Below are 16,128 nucleotides of genomic sequence, written 5' to 3'. Positions count from 1 at the left end.
TCCCTTTACACAAAACAAATGTGGGAGCGAGCCTGCTCGCGATAGCGGCATAACAGCCAACAGATTAGTTGAATGTTAAACCGCCATCGCGAGCAGGCTCGCTCCCACATAGGTAAAGCGAGGTCAGATCAGAGACCGTAGCTCATCAGACGCTCGTAACGACGAGCCAACAGCGCTTCGTTATCGAACTTCTTCAACATCGCCAGCTGCGAGCTCAGCTCGGCACGGATCGATGCAGCTGCAGCAGCCGGATTACGGTGTGCGCCACCCAAAGGCTCGCTGATCACTTTATCCACAATACCCAGGTGTTTCAGGCGCTCGGCAGTGATGCCCATGGCTTCAGCTGCGTCCGGCGCTTTTTCGGCGGTCTTCCACAGAATCGAGGCGCAACCTTCCGGCGAAATCACCGCGTAAGTCGAGTACTGCAGCATGTTCAGTTGATCGCAAACGCCGATCGCCAAAGCACCACCGGAACCACCTTCACCGATCACGGTGGCGATGATTGGGGTTTTCAGGCGCGCCATGACGCGCAGGTTCCAGGCAATCGCTTCACTCTGGTTGCGCTCTTCAGCGTCGATACCAGGGTAGGCGCCCGGGGTGTCGATGAAGGTCAGGATCGGCATTTTGAAACGTTCGGCCATTTCCATCAGGCGGCACGCCTTGCGGTAGCCTTCCGGACGCGGCATGCCGAAGTTGCGGCGAACTTTCTCGCGCACTTCACGGCCTTTCTGGTGACCGATGATCATTACCGGCTGGTCGTCCAGACGGGCAATGCCGCCCACGATCGCAGCGTCGTCGGAGAAGTGACGGTCGCCGTGCAGCTCGTCGAACTCGGTGAAGATGTGTTCGATGTAGTCCAGGGTGTACGGACGTTTCGGGTGACGCGCCAGACGCGCGATCTGCCAGCTGGTCAGCTTGCCGAAGATGTCTTCGGTCAGCGTGCTGCTTTTGTCCTGCAGGCGGGAGATCTCATCGCCGATATTCAGCGAATTGTCATTACCGACCAAGCGCAACTCTTCGATCTTGGCTTGCAGGTCGGCGATCGGCTGTTCGAAATCTAGAAAATTCGGGTTCATAGGCGTCCGTCTTGGGTCGACATCCAAGAGAGCTTGGGCCGGCCGGTTGTCTATTCGCGCCCTACCTTAAGGGAGAGGCGCGTTCAGGTCGAGATTAAAAATTCAGGTCGAGATCAGGCCCCAACTATAGGGCCTGACCGTCAACGGTATTGGAGGAAGACGTTGTCTCGCCCGAACTGGTCACGCAGGGCTTGAATCAAGGCATCCGCCGGGTCGATCCGCCAGGTCTCGCCGAACTGCAGCAAGGCCTTCGCATCGGGACTGGTGTACTCCATGGTGATCGGGCACGCGCCACGGTGACGCTTGAACAACTCACCGAGCCAGCGTAGCTGATCGCCTTTCAAATCCTGGGTCTGCAGCTTCAAGCGCAGGCTTTCGGCCAGGTTGGTGCGTGCATCTTCCATGCTCATCACCCGCTTGACCCGCAGCCGCAAGCCACCGGAGAAATCGTCATTGCTGACTTCGCCTTCGACCACCACCATCGCGTCGGTCTGCAACAGCGACTGCGCCGAATGGAATGCTTCAGCGAACAGCGACGCTTCGATCCGGCCCGAGCGGTCGTCGAGGGTGATAAAACCCATCTTGTCGCCCTTTTTGTTCTTCATGACCCGCAGGGCGATGATCATGCCCGCAACGGTCTGGGTATCACGGGCCGGTTTCAGGTCAATGATGCGCTGACGGGCGAAACGGCGGATCTCACCTTCGTATTCATCGATCGGGTGACCGGTCAGGTACAGGCCCAGGGTGTCTTTCTCCCCTTTCAGGCGTTCCTTGAGGGTCAGTTCCTTGGCTTTGCGGTGATTGGCATAGACGTCGGCATCTTCTTCGACGAACAAACCGCCAAACAGGTCGACATGACCGCTGTCGTGGGTACGCGCGGTTTGTTCGGCCGCCTTGATCGCCCCTTCCATGGCATTCAGCAAGACCGCTCGGTTGCGGTCGATATTGGCCTGATAGGCTTTCTGCTCGTCATGGAAGTAAGGGCCCAGACGATCCAGCGCACCGCTGCGGATCAAACCGTCCAGGGTGCGCTTGTTGATACGTTTGAGGTCGACACGGGCGCAGAAATCGAACAGATCCTTGAACGGACCTTCCTGACGCGCCTCGGTGATGGCTTCCACCGGACCTTCGCCCACACCTTTGATCGCGCCGAGGCCGTAAATAATCCGGCCTTCGTCATTCACCGTGAACTTGAACTCCGAAGTATTCACATCCGGCGCGTCGAGACGCAGCTTCATGGTGCGAATTTCTTCGATCAAGGTCACGACCTTGTCGGTGTTGTGCATATCCGCCGACAGTACCGCGGCCATGAATGGCGCCGGGTAGTGCGTTTTCAGCCAAGCGGTCTGGTATGACACCAGGCCATAAGCGGCGGAGTGGGATTTGTTGAAGCCGTAACCGGCGAATTTCTCTACCAGGTCAAAAATGTTACCGGCCAGGTCGGCGTCGATATTGTTGGTCTTGCAACCGTCAATGAAACCGCCGCGCTGCTTGGCCATTTCTTCGGGTTTTTTCTTACCCATGGCTCGACGCAGCATGTCCGCGCCGCCGAGGGTGTAACCGGCCATGACCTGAGCAATCTGCATCACCTGTTCCTGATACAGGATGATGCCGTAAGTCGGTGCCAGAACCGGCTTGAGGCCTTCGTACTGGTAGTCCGAGTGCGGGTACGCGAGTTCGGCGCGACCGTGCTTACGGTTGATAAAGTCGTCCACCATGCCCGATTGCAATGGGCCCGGACGGAACAGGGCCACCAGTGCGATCAAGTCTTCCAGGCAGTCGGGCTTGAGCTTTTTGATCAGCTCTTTCATGCCGCGCGACTCGAGCTGGAACACCGCGGTGGTTTCGGCTTTTTGCAGCAACTGGTAAGTCGGCTTGTCATCCAGCGGGATGAACGCGATATCCAGAGGCGGCTCATCAACCTTGGCGCGATCACGGTTGATGGTTTTCAGCGCCCAGTCGATGACCGTCAGGGTCCGCAGACCGAGGAAGTCGAACTTCACCAGGCCAGCAGCTTCAACGTCGTCCTTGTCGAACTGGGTGACAAGGCCATCACCGGCCTCATCGCAATAAATCGGCGAGAAGTCAGTCAGTTTGGTCGGGGCAATAACCACACCACCGGCGTGTTTGCCGACGTTACGCACAACGCCTTCAAGCTTGCGGGCCATTTCCCAGATTTCGGCGGCCTCTTCATCAACCTTGATGAAGTCACGCAGGATTTCTTCCTGTTCGTAGGCCTTTTCCAGGGTCATGCCGACTTCGAACGGGATCATCTTCGACAGACGATCCGCCAGGCCGTAAGACTTGCCCTGCACCCGCGCCACGTCACGGACCACAGCCTTGGCCGCCATGGAACCGAAAGTGATGATCTGGCTTACCGCATTGCGGCCGTATTTTTCGGCCACGTAGTCGATTACACGGTCACGACCGTCCATGCAGAAGTCGACGTCGAAGTCGGGCATGGATACCCGTTCCGGGTTAAGGAAACGTTCGAACAGCAGGTCATATTCCAGCGGGTCAAGGTCGGTGATCTTCTGCACATAGGCCACCAGCGACCCGGCACCCGATCCACGGCCCGGCCCCACCGGCACGCCGTTGCTCTTGGCCCACTGGATAAAGTCCATAACGATCAGGAAGTAACCGGGGAAACCCATCTGGATGATGATATCCAGCTCGAAATTCAGCCGGTCGACGTAGACCTGACGCTTGGTTTCGTAGTCTTCGGTGGTGTCCCTGGGCAGCAGAACGCTGAGGCGATCTTCCAGGCCATCGAAGGAAACCTTGCGGAAATACTCGTCGATGGTCATGCCATCGGGGATCGGGAAGTTGGGCAGGAAGTGAGTGCCCAGCTTCACTTCGATGTTGCAGCGCTTGGCAATCTCGACGGTGTTTTCCAGCGCTTCGGGAATGTCGCTGAACAGCTCGGCCATTTCCTCGGCGCTTTTGAGGTATTGCTGATCGCTGTAATTTTTCGAACGCCGCGGATCGTCGAGGGCACGCCCCTCACCGATGCAAACGCGGGTTTCGTGGGCGGCGAAGTCTTCCTGCTTGATGAAGCGCACGTCGTTGGTCGCGACCAGCGGCGCACCGATTTTTTCCGCCAGGGCCACGGCACCGTGCAACTGTTCTTCGTCGTTGGGGCGGTTGGTGCGCTGGATTTCCAGGTAGAAGCGATCCGGGAACACAGCCATCCATTCACGTGCCAGGTTTTCCGCTTCGGCCGGGTTGCCACTGAGCATCGCCAGGCCGATCTCGCCTTCTTTGGCCGCCGACAGCATGATCAAGCCTTCGCTGGCTTCGGCCACCCACTCACGCTCGATGATGACCGAGCCATTGCGCTGGCCGTCGATGAAGCCGCGAGAGATCAGTTCGGTGAGGTTGCGATAACCCACGGCGTTCATCGCCAGCAGGCTGATCCGGCTCAGAGCGTTATCCGGATCCTTGTTCGACAGCCACAGGTCGGCACCACAGATCGGCTTGATCCCGGCGCCCATGGCGGCTTTGTAGAATTTGACCAGGGAACACATGTTGTTCTGGTCGGTGACCGCCACGGCAGGCATGTTCATGCCGACCAGGGTCTTGACCAGCGGTTTGATCCGCACCAGACCGTCGACCAGGGAGTACTCAGTGTGCAGGCGTAGATGAACGAATGAAGCCGGCATAGTGATCCTGCGTTATGTCATGAAAACAACAAGGCCCGGATTGTACCGAGCCTTGGCAAAAACATCAGCCTTGCGACTAACTCTCGATCAGGTTTTCCCGCGCCTCGTATGCCAGGCGAACCGGGGCGAACGAGCGGCGATGAATCGGCGTTGGCCCCAAGCGGGCCAGCGCCTCCAGGTGAACGGGCGTCGGGTAGCCTTTGTGGCCGCCAATGCCGTAACCCGGGTAAATCAATTCGAACGCGGCCATCTCGCGGTCGCGGCTGACCTTGGCCAGAATCGACGCTGCAGCGATGGCCGGTACCTTGCCGTCGCCCTGCACCACCGCTTCGGCGCGCATGGACAGTTTCGGGCAGCGGTTGCCGTCGATCATCGCCAGTTTCGGCTGAATGTGCAGACCTTCGATGGCGCGCTGCATGGCCAGCATGGTGGCGTGCAAGATGTTCAGCTCGTCGATTTCTTCGACTTCAGCCCGGGCGATGCACCAGCTCAGGGCCTTTTCGCAGATTTCGTCATAGAGTTTTTCGCGGCGGGCTTCGGTGAGCTTCTTCGAGTCGTTCAGACCCAGGATCGGACGGCTCGGATCTAGGATCACGGCAGCCGTTACCACGGCGCCACAGAGTGGGCCGCGACCGACTTCGTCAACACCGGCAACCAATTCTTCAACTTCAGCGACCAAGGTGAAATCCAGCCCCATTTGCATGCTTGGTTTACTCATTGTACTTGGCCGATCAGTTTCAGCACTGCATCTGCAGCCTGGTTGGAGGCATCGAGACGAAGGGTCCGATGGATTTCGTCGAAGCCGCGAGTCTGTTCTTCACCGCCTTCGATCAGTGGCGACAGCGTCTGGGCCAAGGCTTCAACCGTCGCATCGTCCTGCAACAACTCGGGCACCAACAGGCGCTGGGCCAGCAGGTTCGGCAAGGAGATGTAGGGACTTTTCACCATGCGCTTGAGAATCCAAAACGTCAGCGGTGCCAAGCGGTACGCGACCACCATCGGCCGTTTGTACAACAACGCTTCAAGCGTCGCCGTTCCGGAGGCAATCAGTACCGCGTCGCAGGCCGCCAGGGCCAGATGGGATTTGCCGTCGAGCAAGGTCAGCGGCAGATCGCGACCGGCCAGCAGCTCTTCAAGCTGGGCCCGGCGCTGCGGGCTCGCGCATGGCATGACGAAGCGTACGCCCGGACGCAGGGCCCGCAAGCGCTGGGCGGTATCGAGGAACAGCGCACCAAGACGCCCAACCTCACCGCCACGGCTGCCCGGCATCAGGGCGACCAGCGGCCCGTCGGGCAAGCCGAGTTCAGCCCGCGCGGCGGCACGATCGGCTTCAAGCGGGATCGCATCAGCCAGGGAGTGCCCGACAAACCGCACCGGCACGCCCTTCTCTTCATAGAATTTCGCTTCGAACGGGAACAGCGTCAGCATCAGATCGCAGCCTTCGCGAATCTTCAGCACCCGTTTCTGCCGCCACGCCCAAACCGACGGGCTCACATAATGCACGGTCTTGATCCCGGCCTGACGCAGCTTGAGTTCGATATTGAGGTTGAAGTCCGGGGCATCGATACCGATGAACACGTCCGGCTTCTCGGCGATCAGGTCGGCAACCAGCTTCTTGCGGCGTGCCAGCAACTCGCGCAAGCGGCCCAGCACTTCCACCAGGCCCATGACCGAAAGACGTTCCATCGGGAAATACGAGGTCAGGCCTTCGGCCTGCATCAGCGGACCACCGACACCGATGAACTCGACTGCCGGATGCTGTGCCTTGAGTGCGCGCATCAGACCCGCGCCAAGAATGTCGCCGGAAGCCTCACCCGCCACCAGCGCGATACGCAGATTAGCCATGATTAACGAGTGATGCCGCGGGTCGAAGACTGGATGGAATCACGGAATACCGCGACTTCCGGGAACTGATCCGAAGGCTCGGCCAGTTCGGCGAGTGCCTGTTCGACCGTCAGGCCCTGGCGATAAACCACCTTGTAGGCACGCCGCAGCGCGTGAATCGCATCTTCGCTGAAACCACGACGGCGCATGCCTTCAAAGTTCATGCTGCGGGCTTCTGCCGGGTTGCCAAACACCGTGACGTACGCCGGGACGTCCTTGCCGATGGCGGTGCCCATACCGGAAAAGCTGTGGGCGCCGATATGGCAATACTGGTGAACCAGGGTAAAACCGGACAGGATCGCCCAGTCTTCAACGTGCACATGGCCCGCCAACGCGGTGTTGTTGACCAGGATGCAGTGGTTGCCGATGACGCTGTCGTGGCCGATGTGGGCATAGGCCATGATCAGATTGTGATCGCCCAGGGTCGTTTCAGAACGATCCTGAACGGTCCCACGGTGAATCGTCACGCCTTCACGGATGACGTTGTGGTCACCGATGACCAGGCGAGTTTCTTCACCCTTGTATTTCAGATCGGGCGTGTCCTCACCTACCGAAGAGAACTGGTAGATGCGGTTGTGCTTTCCGATTCGGGTCGGGCCTTTGAGAATCACATGCGGCCCGATCACTGTCCCCTCGCCGATTTCCACACCTGCACCGATGATCGACCAAGGGCCGACCTCGACGCCGTCGGCCAGGATAGCCGTCGGATCGATGATTGCGCGAGGGTCAATCAAACTCATAGTTTGCGTTCCGCGCAGATGATTTCAGCAGAGCAGACTGGCTTGCCATCGACCGACGCCTGGCACTCGAACTTCCAGATCTGACGCTTGCAGCTGATGAAGCGGGCTTCGAGGATCAACTGATCGCCAGGGGTGACGGGCTGGCGAAAACGCAGCTTGTCGGAGCCAACGAAGTAGTAGAGCGTGCCGTCGGCTGGCTTCACGTCAAGCATTTTGAAGCCAAGGATACCGGCAGCCTGAGCCATCGCTTCGATGATCAATACGCCCGGCATGATTGGATGCGCAGGGAAGTGACCATTGAAGAAGGGCTCGTTGATGCTGACATTCTTGTAGGCGCGAATGCGCTTGCCTTCCACATCCAGATCCACGACCCGGTCCACCAGCAGGAACGGGTAACGGTGAGGCAGGTATTCGCGAATCTCGTTGATGTCCATCATTTCGGGGGGAAGCCTATGTAAAGATTGGGAGGCGCGACTGACGCGCACCCCTCTAGCAAATCAAGGAGGCAGTCTAGCGGCTGTGCACACTTGATATGGAAATGGTATCAGCCATCTGATGAAGCATTACCGTCAGGGGTCACTTCCCCTACTCGCTTTTCCAGCTGTCGCAACCGCCGCGCGATGTCATCGAGCTGACGGATGCGGGCCGCGCTTTTGCGCCACTCGGCTGCCGGTTGCATGGCTGTACCGGAAGAATAGGAACCCTTTTCGGTAATCGAATGGGTCACCATGGTCATCCCGGTGATGAAAACGTTGTCGCAAATTTCGATATGCCCCACCAGCCCTACGCCACCGGCGAGCATGCAATGCTTGCCGATTTTGGTGCTGCCGGAGATTCCCACACACGCTGCCATGGCGGTGTGATCACCGACCTGCACGTTGTGGGCGATCTGAATCTGGTTGTCGAGCTTCACACCGTTACCCAGAACGGTATCGGCCAGTGCACCGCGATCGATAGCGGTATTCACGCCAATCTCCACGTCGTCACCGACCAGCACACCACCGATCTGCGCGATTTTCTGCCAGACACCTTTCTCGTTGGCAAAACCGAAGCCTTCGCCACCGAGCACCGCGCCGGATTGAATCACCACCCGCTTACCGATGCGCACGTCGTGATACAGCGTGACTCGCGGGGCCAACCAACCGCCCTCGCCAATCTCGCAGCGAGCACCGATGAAGCAGTGCGCGCCGATGGTCACACCCGCAGCAATACGCGCGCAGCTTTCGATCACCGCAAAGGCGCCAATGCTCGCCGCCGGATCGACCACTGCATCCGCTGCCACAACGGCTGTCGGATGAATACCGACAGCGGCCTTTGGCTTGGGATCGAACAGATGGGAAATCCGCGCGTAGGCCAGATACGGATCAGGCACGACCAGCGCATTACCTGCAAAACCTTCAGCATCAGCGGCCTTCAGCAACAACGCTGCGGCCCGGCTGTCCGCCAGGTATTTACGGTATTGGGGGTTTGCGAGAAAGCTCAACTGAGCTGGGCCAGCCTCTTGCAAAGTGGCTAGCCCAGTAATTTCTTTCTCCGGGTCGCCACGCAGTGTGGCGCCGAGGAACTCGGCCAATTGGCCGAGCTTTATAGTCGCTGTCATGGTTACTTCAGCTGATTCATGCGCTCGATAACCTGGCGAGTGATGTCGTACTGAGGTTTGACATCAATCACTGCGCCACGCTCGAAGACCAGGTCAAAAGCACCTTTCTTGATGACTTCTTCCACAGCGCTGTCCAGTTTCGGCTTGAGCTGCTTCAGCATTTCACGGTCGGCAACGGCTTTGGCTTCGTTCAGTTCCTTGGACTGGAACTGGAAGTCGCGGGCCTTTTGCTTGAACTCGAGCTCCAGGCGTTCACGCTCACCTTGCTGCATCTTGTCGCCGCCAGCCATCAGACGGTCCTGGATACCTTTGGCACTGCTTTCCAGAGTCTTGAGCTTGGTCAGCTGTGGGCCGAACTTCTTCTCGGCATCAACGGCGTACTTCTTGGCCGCATCCGATTCCAACAGAGCCATCTGATAGTTCAGCACGGCGATTTTCATGTCGGCAAAAGCCGGACCTGCAACCAGTACGGTCGCCAGGAGAACCAATTGAGTCAACTTACGCACGATGCACTCCTACAAAATCCATTGTCGTTATCTTGGGTCAGACGCTTAGAACGTCTGGCCGAGGGAGAATTGGAACACTTGAGTCTCGGCATTGCTGTCCGGTTTTTTGACTGGCATCGCCAAGGCGAAGCTCAACGGACCCAGGGCGGTAACCCATGTCACACCGACACCTACCGAACTGGCCATATTGCTCAGGCTGACATCGTTACACTGAGTGTTGGACTGCGAACCATTGGCGTTAGTGCTCTGCTTGCAAGTCGAATCGAACACATTACCCACGTCCCAGAATACTGAAGTGCGCAAGGAACGCTGATCTTTCACGAAAGGCAGAGGGAACAGAACTTCTACACCACCCTGAATCAGGACGTTACCACCAAACGGTAGTGGATCCTGATCCGGGTCGGCTGTGGTCCCAGGGTTCACGCCACGGCTCGGAGTACTACGAGGCCCCAGAGTGCTGTCCTTGAAGCCACGTACCGAGTTGAAACCACCAGCATAGTAGTTTTCATAGAACGGCAAGCCATCGGTCGAACCATAACCATCGCCATAACCCAGCTCGGTGTGGAGGCGCATGGTGTAATTTTCAGACAGCGGCTGGAACAATTGACCGCGGTAATCGAGCTTGAAGAACGACAAGTCGCTGCCCGGCGTCGTGGCTTCCGCGGTCAAGCTCTGGGAGTGACCACGGGTTGCCAGTACACCTTTGTTCAAGGTGGACTCTGACCAACCAGCCGATGCCTTGAAGTTGAGGTACTGATCGCCTTCTTTGTTAACGAAGGCGAAAATCTCGTCAACGGTGTACTGACCAGTCTTGATCTTGTCTTCCTGTGCAGACAGACCGAAGGTCAGGCGCGAAGTCTCGCTGATCGGGTAACCAACGCTGACGCCTGCACCCAGACTGTCGACGGCGTAGCTGGCTACGTTGACATCGAGGTCTTTATAGTCGGTGGTGCGATAAAACGCGTTGTAACCCAGGCTCACGCCATCAGCAGTCCAGTACGGGTCGACATAACCGAAGTTATAGCGGCTCTGGTACTGACTGCGGGTCAAGCCGATGCTGACCTTGTTACCCGTACCCAGGAAGTTGTTCTGGGTGATCGAACCACCGAGGATCAGACCGGCGCTCTGGGCAAAACCAACGCTGGCGGTAATCGAACCGGAAGCCTGTTCTTCAACGCTGTAGTTCACGTCTACCTGGTCGTCGACGCCCGGCACGGCCGGTGTTTCGACGTTGACTTCCTTGAAGAAGCCCAGACGTTCTAGACGAGTCTTGGACTGGTCGATCAGGTAAGTCGAAGCCCAGCCACCTTCCATCTGACGCATTTCACGGCGCAGCACTTCGTCTTCGGACTTGGTGTTGCCACGGAAGTTGATGCGGTTTACGTAAGCACGCTTGCCCGGATCGACGGCGAACGTGATATCGACGGTGTGGTCTTCATCGTGAGGCTGAGGCACGCCATTGACGTTGGCGAAGGTGTAACCCTCGTTACCCAGACGGCGGGTGATCAGTTCGGACGTGGTGGTCATCAGTTTGCGCGAGAACACCTGGCCTTTCTGGACCAGCAGCAGAGACTTGACCTGGTCTTCAGGGACTTTCAGGTCACCGCTCAGCTTGACGTCACGGACGGTGTACTTCTCGCCTTCATTGACGTTGACGGTGATATAGACGTGCTTCTTGTCCGGGGTGATGGACACCTGGGTCGAAGCGATATCCATGTTGATATAACCACGGTCCAGGTAGTAGGAGCGCAGACGCTCCAGGTCACCGGAAAGTTTTTCACGAGCGTACTTGTCATCGTTCTTGAAGAACGACAGCCAGTTGGTGGTCTTGAGTTCAAACAGGTCGGTCAGGTCTTCTTCAGGGAAGACGGTGTTACCCACCACGTTGATGTGCTGGATAGCAGCAACGGTGCCTTCGTTGATGTTGACCTTCAACGCAACGCGGTTGCGCGGCTGAGGCACCACTTCGGTGTCGACGGTGGCCGAGTAGCGACCCTGAGCGACGTATTGACGCTGCAGCTCGTTACGCACACCTTCGAGGGTGGCGCGCTGGAAGATCTCGCCTTCAGCCAGACCGGATTGTTTGAGGCCTTTCATCAGGTCTTCAGTGGAGATCGCCTTGTTACCCTCGATCTCGATACTGGCGACCGACGGGCGCTCGACTACAGTGATGACCAGGACGTTGCCTTCGCGGCCCAGCTGGATATCTTGAAAGAAACCGGTTTTGAACAACGCACGAGTGGATTCCACCAGGCGACGATCATCCGCCTGTTCACCGACGTTCAACGGCAAAGCACCAAAGACGCTACCCGCGGAGACCCGCTGGAGGCCATTGACGCGAATATCAGAGATAGTGAAGGACTCGGCGTGAACTTCGGCGATCATCAATACGGTGAGAACCGCAGTTAGCAGCAGACGTTTCATGAAGTCCTTTCTTATTCCAACTGGCAATAAACAAACTGCCGCAAAATGCGGCAGATTCGCAATTCAGCGAAGCGTTACAGTCGACCCAGATCATTGACAAGAGCAAGCAACATCACCCCGATCACCAAACTGATACCGATCTGTATCCCCCAACCCTGCACCCGATCCGACAAGGGGCGACCACGCGCCCACTCGATCAGATAAAACAACAAATGTCCCCCATCCAGTACAGGAATGGGCAACAAATTCAGAACCCCCAAGCTAATACTCAGATAAGCAAGGAAATTCAGGAAATCAGCGACACCCGACTGGGCAGAAGCGCCCGCCACTTTAGCAATGGTTATCGGTCCACTCAAGTTTTTTACCGAGAGCTCACCGAACAACATTTTCTTGAGCGAATCGAGGGTCAGTACGCTCATGGTCCAGGTGCGTCGAGCACCCTCCCCAATTGCTGCCACAGGACCATAACTAACTTCGCGAATCATCTCTGGCGGCCAATCAACTGCCTTCACCCCTGCCCCCAGATAACCACTGGGTGCCTTCTTCTCGCCGCGAGCGGCCAGCGTCACAGGGACGTCGATTTGAGCACCATCACGCTCGACGCGCAGCATGATTTTGGTATCAGGGTGCATACGGACCGTGTCCACCACCTGCTGCCAGTCATCAAGCGACTTGCCGTCCAGAGCCAACAGTCGGTCACCGGTCTTCAGGCCAGCAGCCTGTGCCGGGCCTTTCGGATCAAGTTCGGCCAGGACCGGTGGCAGCGCCGGACGCCAAGGGCGCAAGCCCAGCGAACGAATCGGATCCGGCTCATCGGCACCCTTGAGCCATTTATCCAGCATCAGTTCACGGGGCGAATCCACTGTGGAACCCTGATCACGGACCAGCAACTGCAGGGAACCGCTCTCCCCAAGACGACGGACCAACTGCAGGTTCACCGCAGCCCAACCGGAAGTTGGTTCGCCATCGATGGCAATGATTTCCTGGCCCGCGCTCAAACCAGCCTTGGCAGCGATACTGCCGGATTCGACCGCACCAATGACCGGGCGCACTTGCTCGCTGCCGAGCATGGCGAGCCCCCAGAAAAAAATCATCGCCAATAAAAAGTTGGCAATCGGACCCGCCGATACGATAGCGATACGCTGGCGGACGGATTTGCGATTGAAGGTTTGATCGAGCTGATCAGCCGGCACTTCGCCTTCGCGCTCATCGAGCATTTTCACGTAACCGCCCAGCGGGATCGCGGCGACGACGAACTCAGTGCCCTTCTTGTCGTGCCAGCGCAGCAACGGCATACCGAAGCCCACGGAGAAACGCAGCACTTTGACCCCACAGCGACGTGCGACCCAAAAATGGCCGAATTCGTGAAAGGTGACCAGCACGCCCAAAGCCACCAGGGTGCCGACAATCATATAGAGCGCGCTCATCTACTTTCTCCGCAATCCTGTCCAGTGCCGCATGGGTCAACGTATTGCAGCACTTACCGCCCGTGACGACTCAACCATTGTTCGGCCAGTACTCGCGCTTTCGCGTCGGCCGTGAACACTGCCTCGAGATCATCAACCGCAACCACGGGCTCGAGATTCAACACTTCTTCGATGATACTCGCGATTTCCGGGTAGCGAACCCGCCCGTCGAGAAAGGCCGCGACTGCCACTTCATTCGCTGCATTGAGCATGGCCGGCGCGCTGTTGCCGGATTCGGCCGCCTGACGCGCAAGGCGCAGACACGGGAATCGCTCTTCATCAGGCGCCTGGAAGTCCAGCCGCGCAATTGCAAACAGGTCCAGCGGCGCAACACCCGAGTCGATTCGCTCAGGCCAAGCCAGCGCGTTGGCGATCGGCGTGCGCATGTCAGGGTTACCTAACTGGGCCAATACAGAACCGTCGATGTAATCGACCAGTGAATGAATCACGCTTTGAGGATGAATCACCACTTCGACCTGGGACGGCTTGGCATTAAACAGCCAGCAGGCTTCGATCAGCTCCAGCCCCTTGTTCATCATGCTGGCCGAATCCACCGAAATCTTGCGCCCCATGGACCAGTTCGGATGGGCGCACGCTTGCTCAGGGGAAACATGCACCAGTTCAGCCATAGGTGTCTGTCGGAACGGACCACCAGAGGCCGTGAGTAAAATCCGACGCACCCCGACGGCACCCAGTCCACGAGCGAAATCCTGTGGCATGCACTGGAAAATCGCATTGTGTTCGCTGTCGATGGGCAGCAACACCGAACCACTCTTGTGCACCGCCTGCATGAACAGCGCACCGGACATCACCAATGCTTCTTTGTTGGCCAGGAGAATTTTCTTGCCGGCTTCGACCGCCGCCAGAGTTGGTCGCAAGCCCGCAGCGCCAACGATAGCCGCCATGACCGCATCGACCTCAGGATCGGAAGCAACCTGACACAGGCCTTCCTCACCCACCAGCACGCGAGTCGACAGGCCTGCGGCGCGCAAGTCGTCCTGCAAGCCTCGGGCAGCAACCGCCTCGGGTACCACGGCGAAGCGCGGCGTATGACGAATGCACAGCGCCAACAGCTCGCTCAAACGGGTGAAACCGCTCAAGGCGAAAACCTGATAACGCTCAGGATGGCGAGCGATGACGTCAAGCGTGCTCAGACCAATCGAACCGGTCGCCCCCAGGACGGTAATCTGCTGCGGGCGGCTCACGGTGCCGCCATCCACAGGAGCACAGCGAATACCGGAATCGCTGCCGTCAGGCTGTCGATACGGTCCAGCACGCCGCCATGCCCCGGAAGCAGATTACTGCTGTCCTTGATCCCGGACTGACGCTTGAACATGCTTTCGGTGAGATCGCCTACCACCGAGATAAATACGATGATGGCTGCACCTATCAGACCTTTAAACAGCTGCGCCACCGTCCAGTCTCGAACCAGACCGACAATGACAGTAATGACCAGACTCGCCACGAGGCCGCCGTAGACGCCCTCCCAGCTTTTGCCGGGACTGACCTGTGGCGCCAGCTTGCGCTTGCCAAAAGCCCGGCCCGAGAAATAAGCACCGATATCAGCGCCCCAGACCAGCACCATCACCGCCATGATCAGCCAGTTGCCCAAAGGCTCCTGTTTGATCTGAATCAGACCTTGCCAGGCGGGCAGCAGGATCAGCAGACCGATCATCAGCTTGCAGGCAGCGCTGGACCAAAGCTCGCTGGAGCGCGGATACGTCAGCACCAGATAGGTTGCAACGCCCCACCAAAGCACCGAAGCGCCCAACACCCAAGGCGCGAGCCCGGGCACGATATGCATGACAAACAGCATCAGCGCGACCACAGCCGCATAGGCAAGGCGGATCGGTTGCTCAGTGAAGCCCGCCAGGCGAGCCCATTCCCACGCACCGAGAGTCACGACCAGCCCGATGAACAGCGCGAAACCGGTGCCCTCGAGCAGGAAAAACCCGCACAAGGCAATCGGCAGCAGGATCAGCGCAGTGATGATTCGTTGTTTAAGCATTAAACCCGGGCTCCAGCCTCGACCTGCTCGCTCGTTTTACCGAAACGGCGCTGCCGAGAAGCAAAATCGGCCAGCGCGGTACGCATGGCATCGTGTTTGAAGTCCGGCCAGAACAGGTCGGAGAAGTACAACTCGGCGTAAGCCAGTTGCCACAGCAGGAAGTTACTGATGCGGTGCTCGCCACCGGTACGGATGCACAAGTCCGGCAACGGCAAATCGCCGGTCGCCAGACAGGTTTGCAACAGTTCAGGGGTAATGTCTTCCGGACGCAGGTGCCCGGCCTGGACTTCCCGAGCCAGACGCTGTGCGGCCTGCGCGATATCCCACTGTCCGCCATAGTTGGCAGCGATCTGCAGAATGAAGCGATTGGTGCCCGCCGTCATTGCCTCAGCTTCACGCATGGCAGCCTGAAGCTCCGGATGAAAACGCGAACGGTCGCCAATGATGCGCAAACTGATGTTGTTGTCGTTGAGGCGTTTGGCCTCGCGACGCAGCGCCTTGAAGAACAAATCCATCAAGGCACTGACTTCATCGGCCGGGCGCTGCCAGTTCTCACTGGAGAACGCGAACAGGGTCAGTACTTCGACCTTGGCCTCGGCACACACCTCAATCACCGCCCGCACTGCATCCACGCCCGCTTTATGCCCGGCGACACCCGGCATAAAGCGTTTTTTCGCCCAGCGATTATTACCATCCATGATGATCGCGACATGGCGCGGCACCGCGGCCGGTGCAGTCTGCTTTGTCTTATCCATTAAAACG

Annotated in this window: 13 protein-coding genes; all 13 read right to left on the bottom strand. The window is 58.2% G+C overall.

Annotated elements, in window-relative coordinates; all coding sequences use genetic code 11:
• Positions 1–128: 128 nt before the first annotated feature.
• A complete protein-coding gene (locus KW848_RS05745) occupies positions 129–1,076 on the bottom strand; it encodes an acetyl-CoA carboxylase carboxyltransferase subunit alpha (protein ID WP_218536292.1) in 948 nt (315 codons plus the stop codon).
• Positions 1,077–1,216: 140 nt separating this feature from the next.
• Entirely contained in the window at positions 1,217–4,738 is a 3,522-nt protein-coding gene (gene dnaE, locus KW848_RS05740; RefSeq protein WP_218536291.1) for a DNA polymerase III subunit alpha, read from the bottom strand.
• 76 nt (positions 4,739–4,814) lie between these two features.
• Positions 4,815–5,441: a ribonuclease HII gene (gene rnhB, locus KW848_RS05735; RefSeq protein WP_008154045.1), complete on the bottom strand. Its 627-nt coding sequence runs from the start codon at positions 5,439–5,441 to the stop codon at positions 4,815–4,817.
• Between the two features lie 11 nt (positions 5,442–5,452).
• A complete protein-coding gene (lpxB, locus tag KW848_RS05730) occupies positions 5,453–6,583 on the bottom strand; it encodes a lipid-A-disaccharide synthase (protein WP_218536290.1) in 1,131 nt (376 codons plus the stop codon).
• 2 nt (positions 6,584–6,585) lie between these two features.
• Positions 6,586–7,362: an acyl-ACP--UDP-N-acetylglucosamine O-acyltransferase gene (gene lpxA / locus KW848_RS05725; protein WP_033056289.1), complete on the bottom strand. Its 777-nt coding sequence runs from the start codon at positions 7,360–7,362 to the stop codon at positions 6,586–6,588.
• The gene (gene fabZ / locus KW848_RS05720) at positions 7,359–7,799 is read right to left on the bottom strand and encodes a 3-hydroxyacyl-ACP dehydratase FabZ (protein ID WP_008154051.1); all 441 of its coding nucleotides are present in this window, start codon (positions 7,797–7,799) and stop codon (positions 7,359–7,361) included. The genes lpxA and fabZ overlap by 4 nt, the downstream gene beginning before the upstream one ends.
• Positions 7,800–7,906: 107 nt before the next feature.
• Positions 7,907–8,962 (bottom strand): UDP-3-O-(3-hydroxymyristoyl)glucosamine N-acyltransferase, encoded by a 1,056-nt coding sequence (gene lpxD / locus KW848_RS05715; protein ID WP_192406384.1) that lies wholly within the window; start codon positions 8,960–8,962, stop codon positions 7,907–7,909.
• Positions 8,963–8,964: 2 nt separating this feature from the next.
• Complete coding sequence (locus KW848_RS05710) at positions 8,965–9,468, bottom strand: OmpH family outer membrane protein (RefSeq protein WP_008028980.1); 504 nt, start codon at positions 9,466–9,468, stop codon at positions 8,965–8,967.
• A gap of 45 nt (positions 9,469–9,513) precedes the next feature.
• Positions 9,514–11,892, bottom strand: a complete 2,379-nt coding sequence (gene bamA / locus KW848_RS05705) for an outer membrane protein assembly factor BamA (RefSeq protein ID WP_192406382.1) — start codon at positions 11,890–11,892, stop codon at positions 9,514–9,516.
• Positions 11,893–11,966: 74 nt separating this feature from the next.
• Positions 11,967–13,319 (bottom strand): sigma E protease regulator RseP, encoded by a 1,353-nt coding sequence (gene rseP, locus KW848_RS05700; protein WP_218536289.1) that lies wholly within the window; start codon positions 13,317–13,319, stop codon positions 11,967–11,969.
• A gap of 53 nt (positions 13,320–13,372) precedes the next feature.
• Entirely contained in the window at positions 13,373–14,563 is a 1,191-nt protein-coding gene (ispC, locus tag KW848_RS05695; protein ID WP_192406378.1) for a 1-deoxy-D-xylulose-5-phosphate reductoisomerase, read from the bottom strand.
• The gene (locus KW848_RS05690; RefSeq protein ID WP_218536288.1) at positions 14,560–15,366 is read right to left on the bottom strand and encodes a phosphatidate cytidylyltransferase; all 807 of its coding nucleotides are present in this window, start codon (positions 15,364–15,366) and stop codon (positions 14,560–14,562) included. Before KW848_RS05690 ends, ispC begins: the two co-directional genes overlap by 4 nt.
• On the bottom strand, positions 15,366–16,121 hold the full coding sequence (gene uppS / locus KW848_RS05685) for a polyprenyl diphosphate synthase (protein ID WP_111451013.1): 756 nt from the start codon (positions 16,119–16,121) through the stop codon (positions 15,366–15,368). Before uppS ends, KW848_RS05690 begins: the two co-directional genes overlap by 1 nt.
• Positions 16,122–16,128: the final 7 nt, after the last annotated feature.

Source organism: Pseudomonas sp. PDM25 (assembly GCF_019219045.1).
Classification (GTDB): Bacteria; Pseudomonadota; Gammaproteobacteria; order Pseudomonadales; family Pseudomonadaceae; genus Aquipseudomonas.
Note: the sequence above shows the minus strand (reverse complement) of the source record. Positions and strands in the feature narration are given on the sequence as shown.

Excerpts from the sequence above, each read along its gene's own strand:
- KW848_RS05745 (WP_218536292.1), bottom strand. The coding sequence starts at position 1,076 with ATGAACCCGAATTTTCTAGATTTCGAACAGCCGATCGCCGACCTGCAA.
- dnaE (WP_218536291.1), bottom strand. The coding sequence starts at position 4,738 with ATGCCGGCTTCATTCGTTCATCTACGCCTGCACACTGAGTACTCCCTG.
- rnhB (WP_008154045.1), bottom strand. The coding sequence starts at position 5,441 with ATGCAAATGGGGCTGGATTTCACCTTGGTCGCTGAAGTTGAAGAATTG.
- lpxB (WP_218536290.1), bottom strand. The coding sequence starts at position 6,583 with ATGGCTAATCTGCGTATCGCGCTGGTGGCGGGTGAGGCTTCCGGCGAC.
- lpxA (WP_033056289.1), bottom strand. The coding sequence starts at position 7,362 with ATGAGTTTGATTGACCCTCGCGCAATCATCGATCCGACGGCTATCCTG.
- fabZ (WP_008154051.1), bottom strand. The coding sequence starts at position 7,799 with ATGATGGACATCAACGAGATTCGCGAATACCTGCCTCACCGTTACCCG.
- lpxD (WP_192406384.1), bottom strand. The coding sequence starts at position 8,962 with ATGACAGCGACTATAAAGCTCGGCCAATTGGCCGAGTTCCTCGGCGCC.
- bamA (WP_192406382.1), bottom strand. The coding sequence starts at position 11,892 with ATGAAACGTCTGCTGCTAACTGCGGTTCTCACCGTATTGATGATCGCC.
- rseP (WP_218536289.1), bottom strand. The coding sequence starts at position 13,319 with ATGAGCGCGCTCTATATGATTGTCGGCACCCTGGTGGCTTTGGGCGTG.
- KW848_RS05690 (WP_218536288.1), bottom strand. The coding sequence starts at position 15,366 with ATGCTTAAACAACGAATCATCACTGCGCTGATCCTGCTGCCGATTGCC.
- uppS (WP_111451013.1), bottom strand. The coding sequence starts at position 16,121 with ATGGATAAGACAAAGCAGACTGCACCGGCCGCGGTGCCGCGCCATGTC.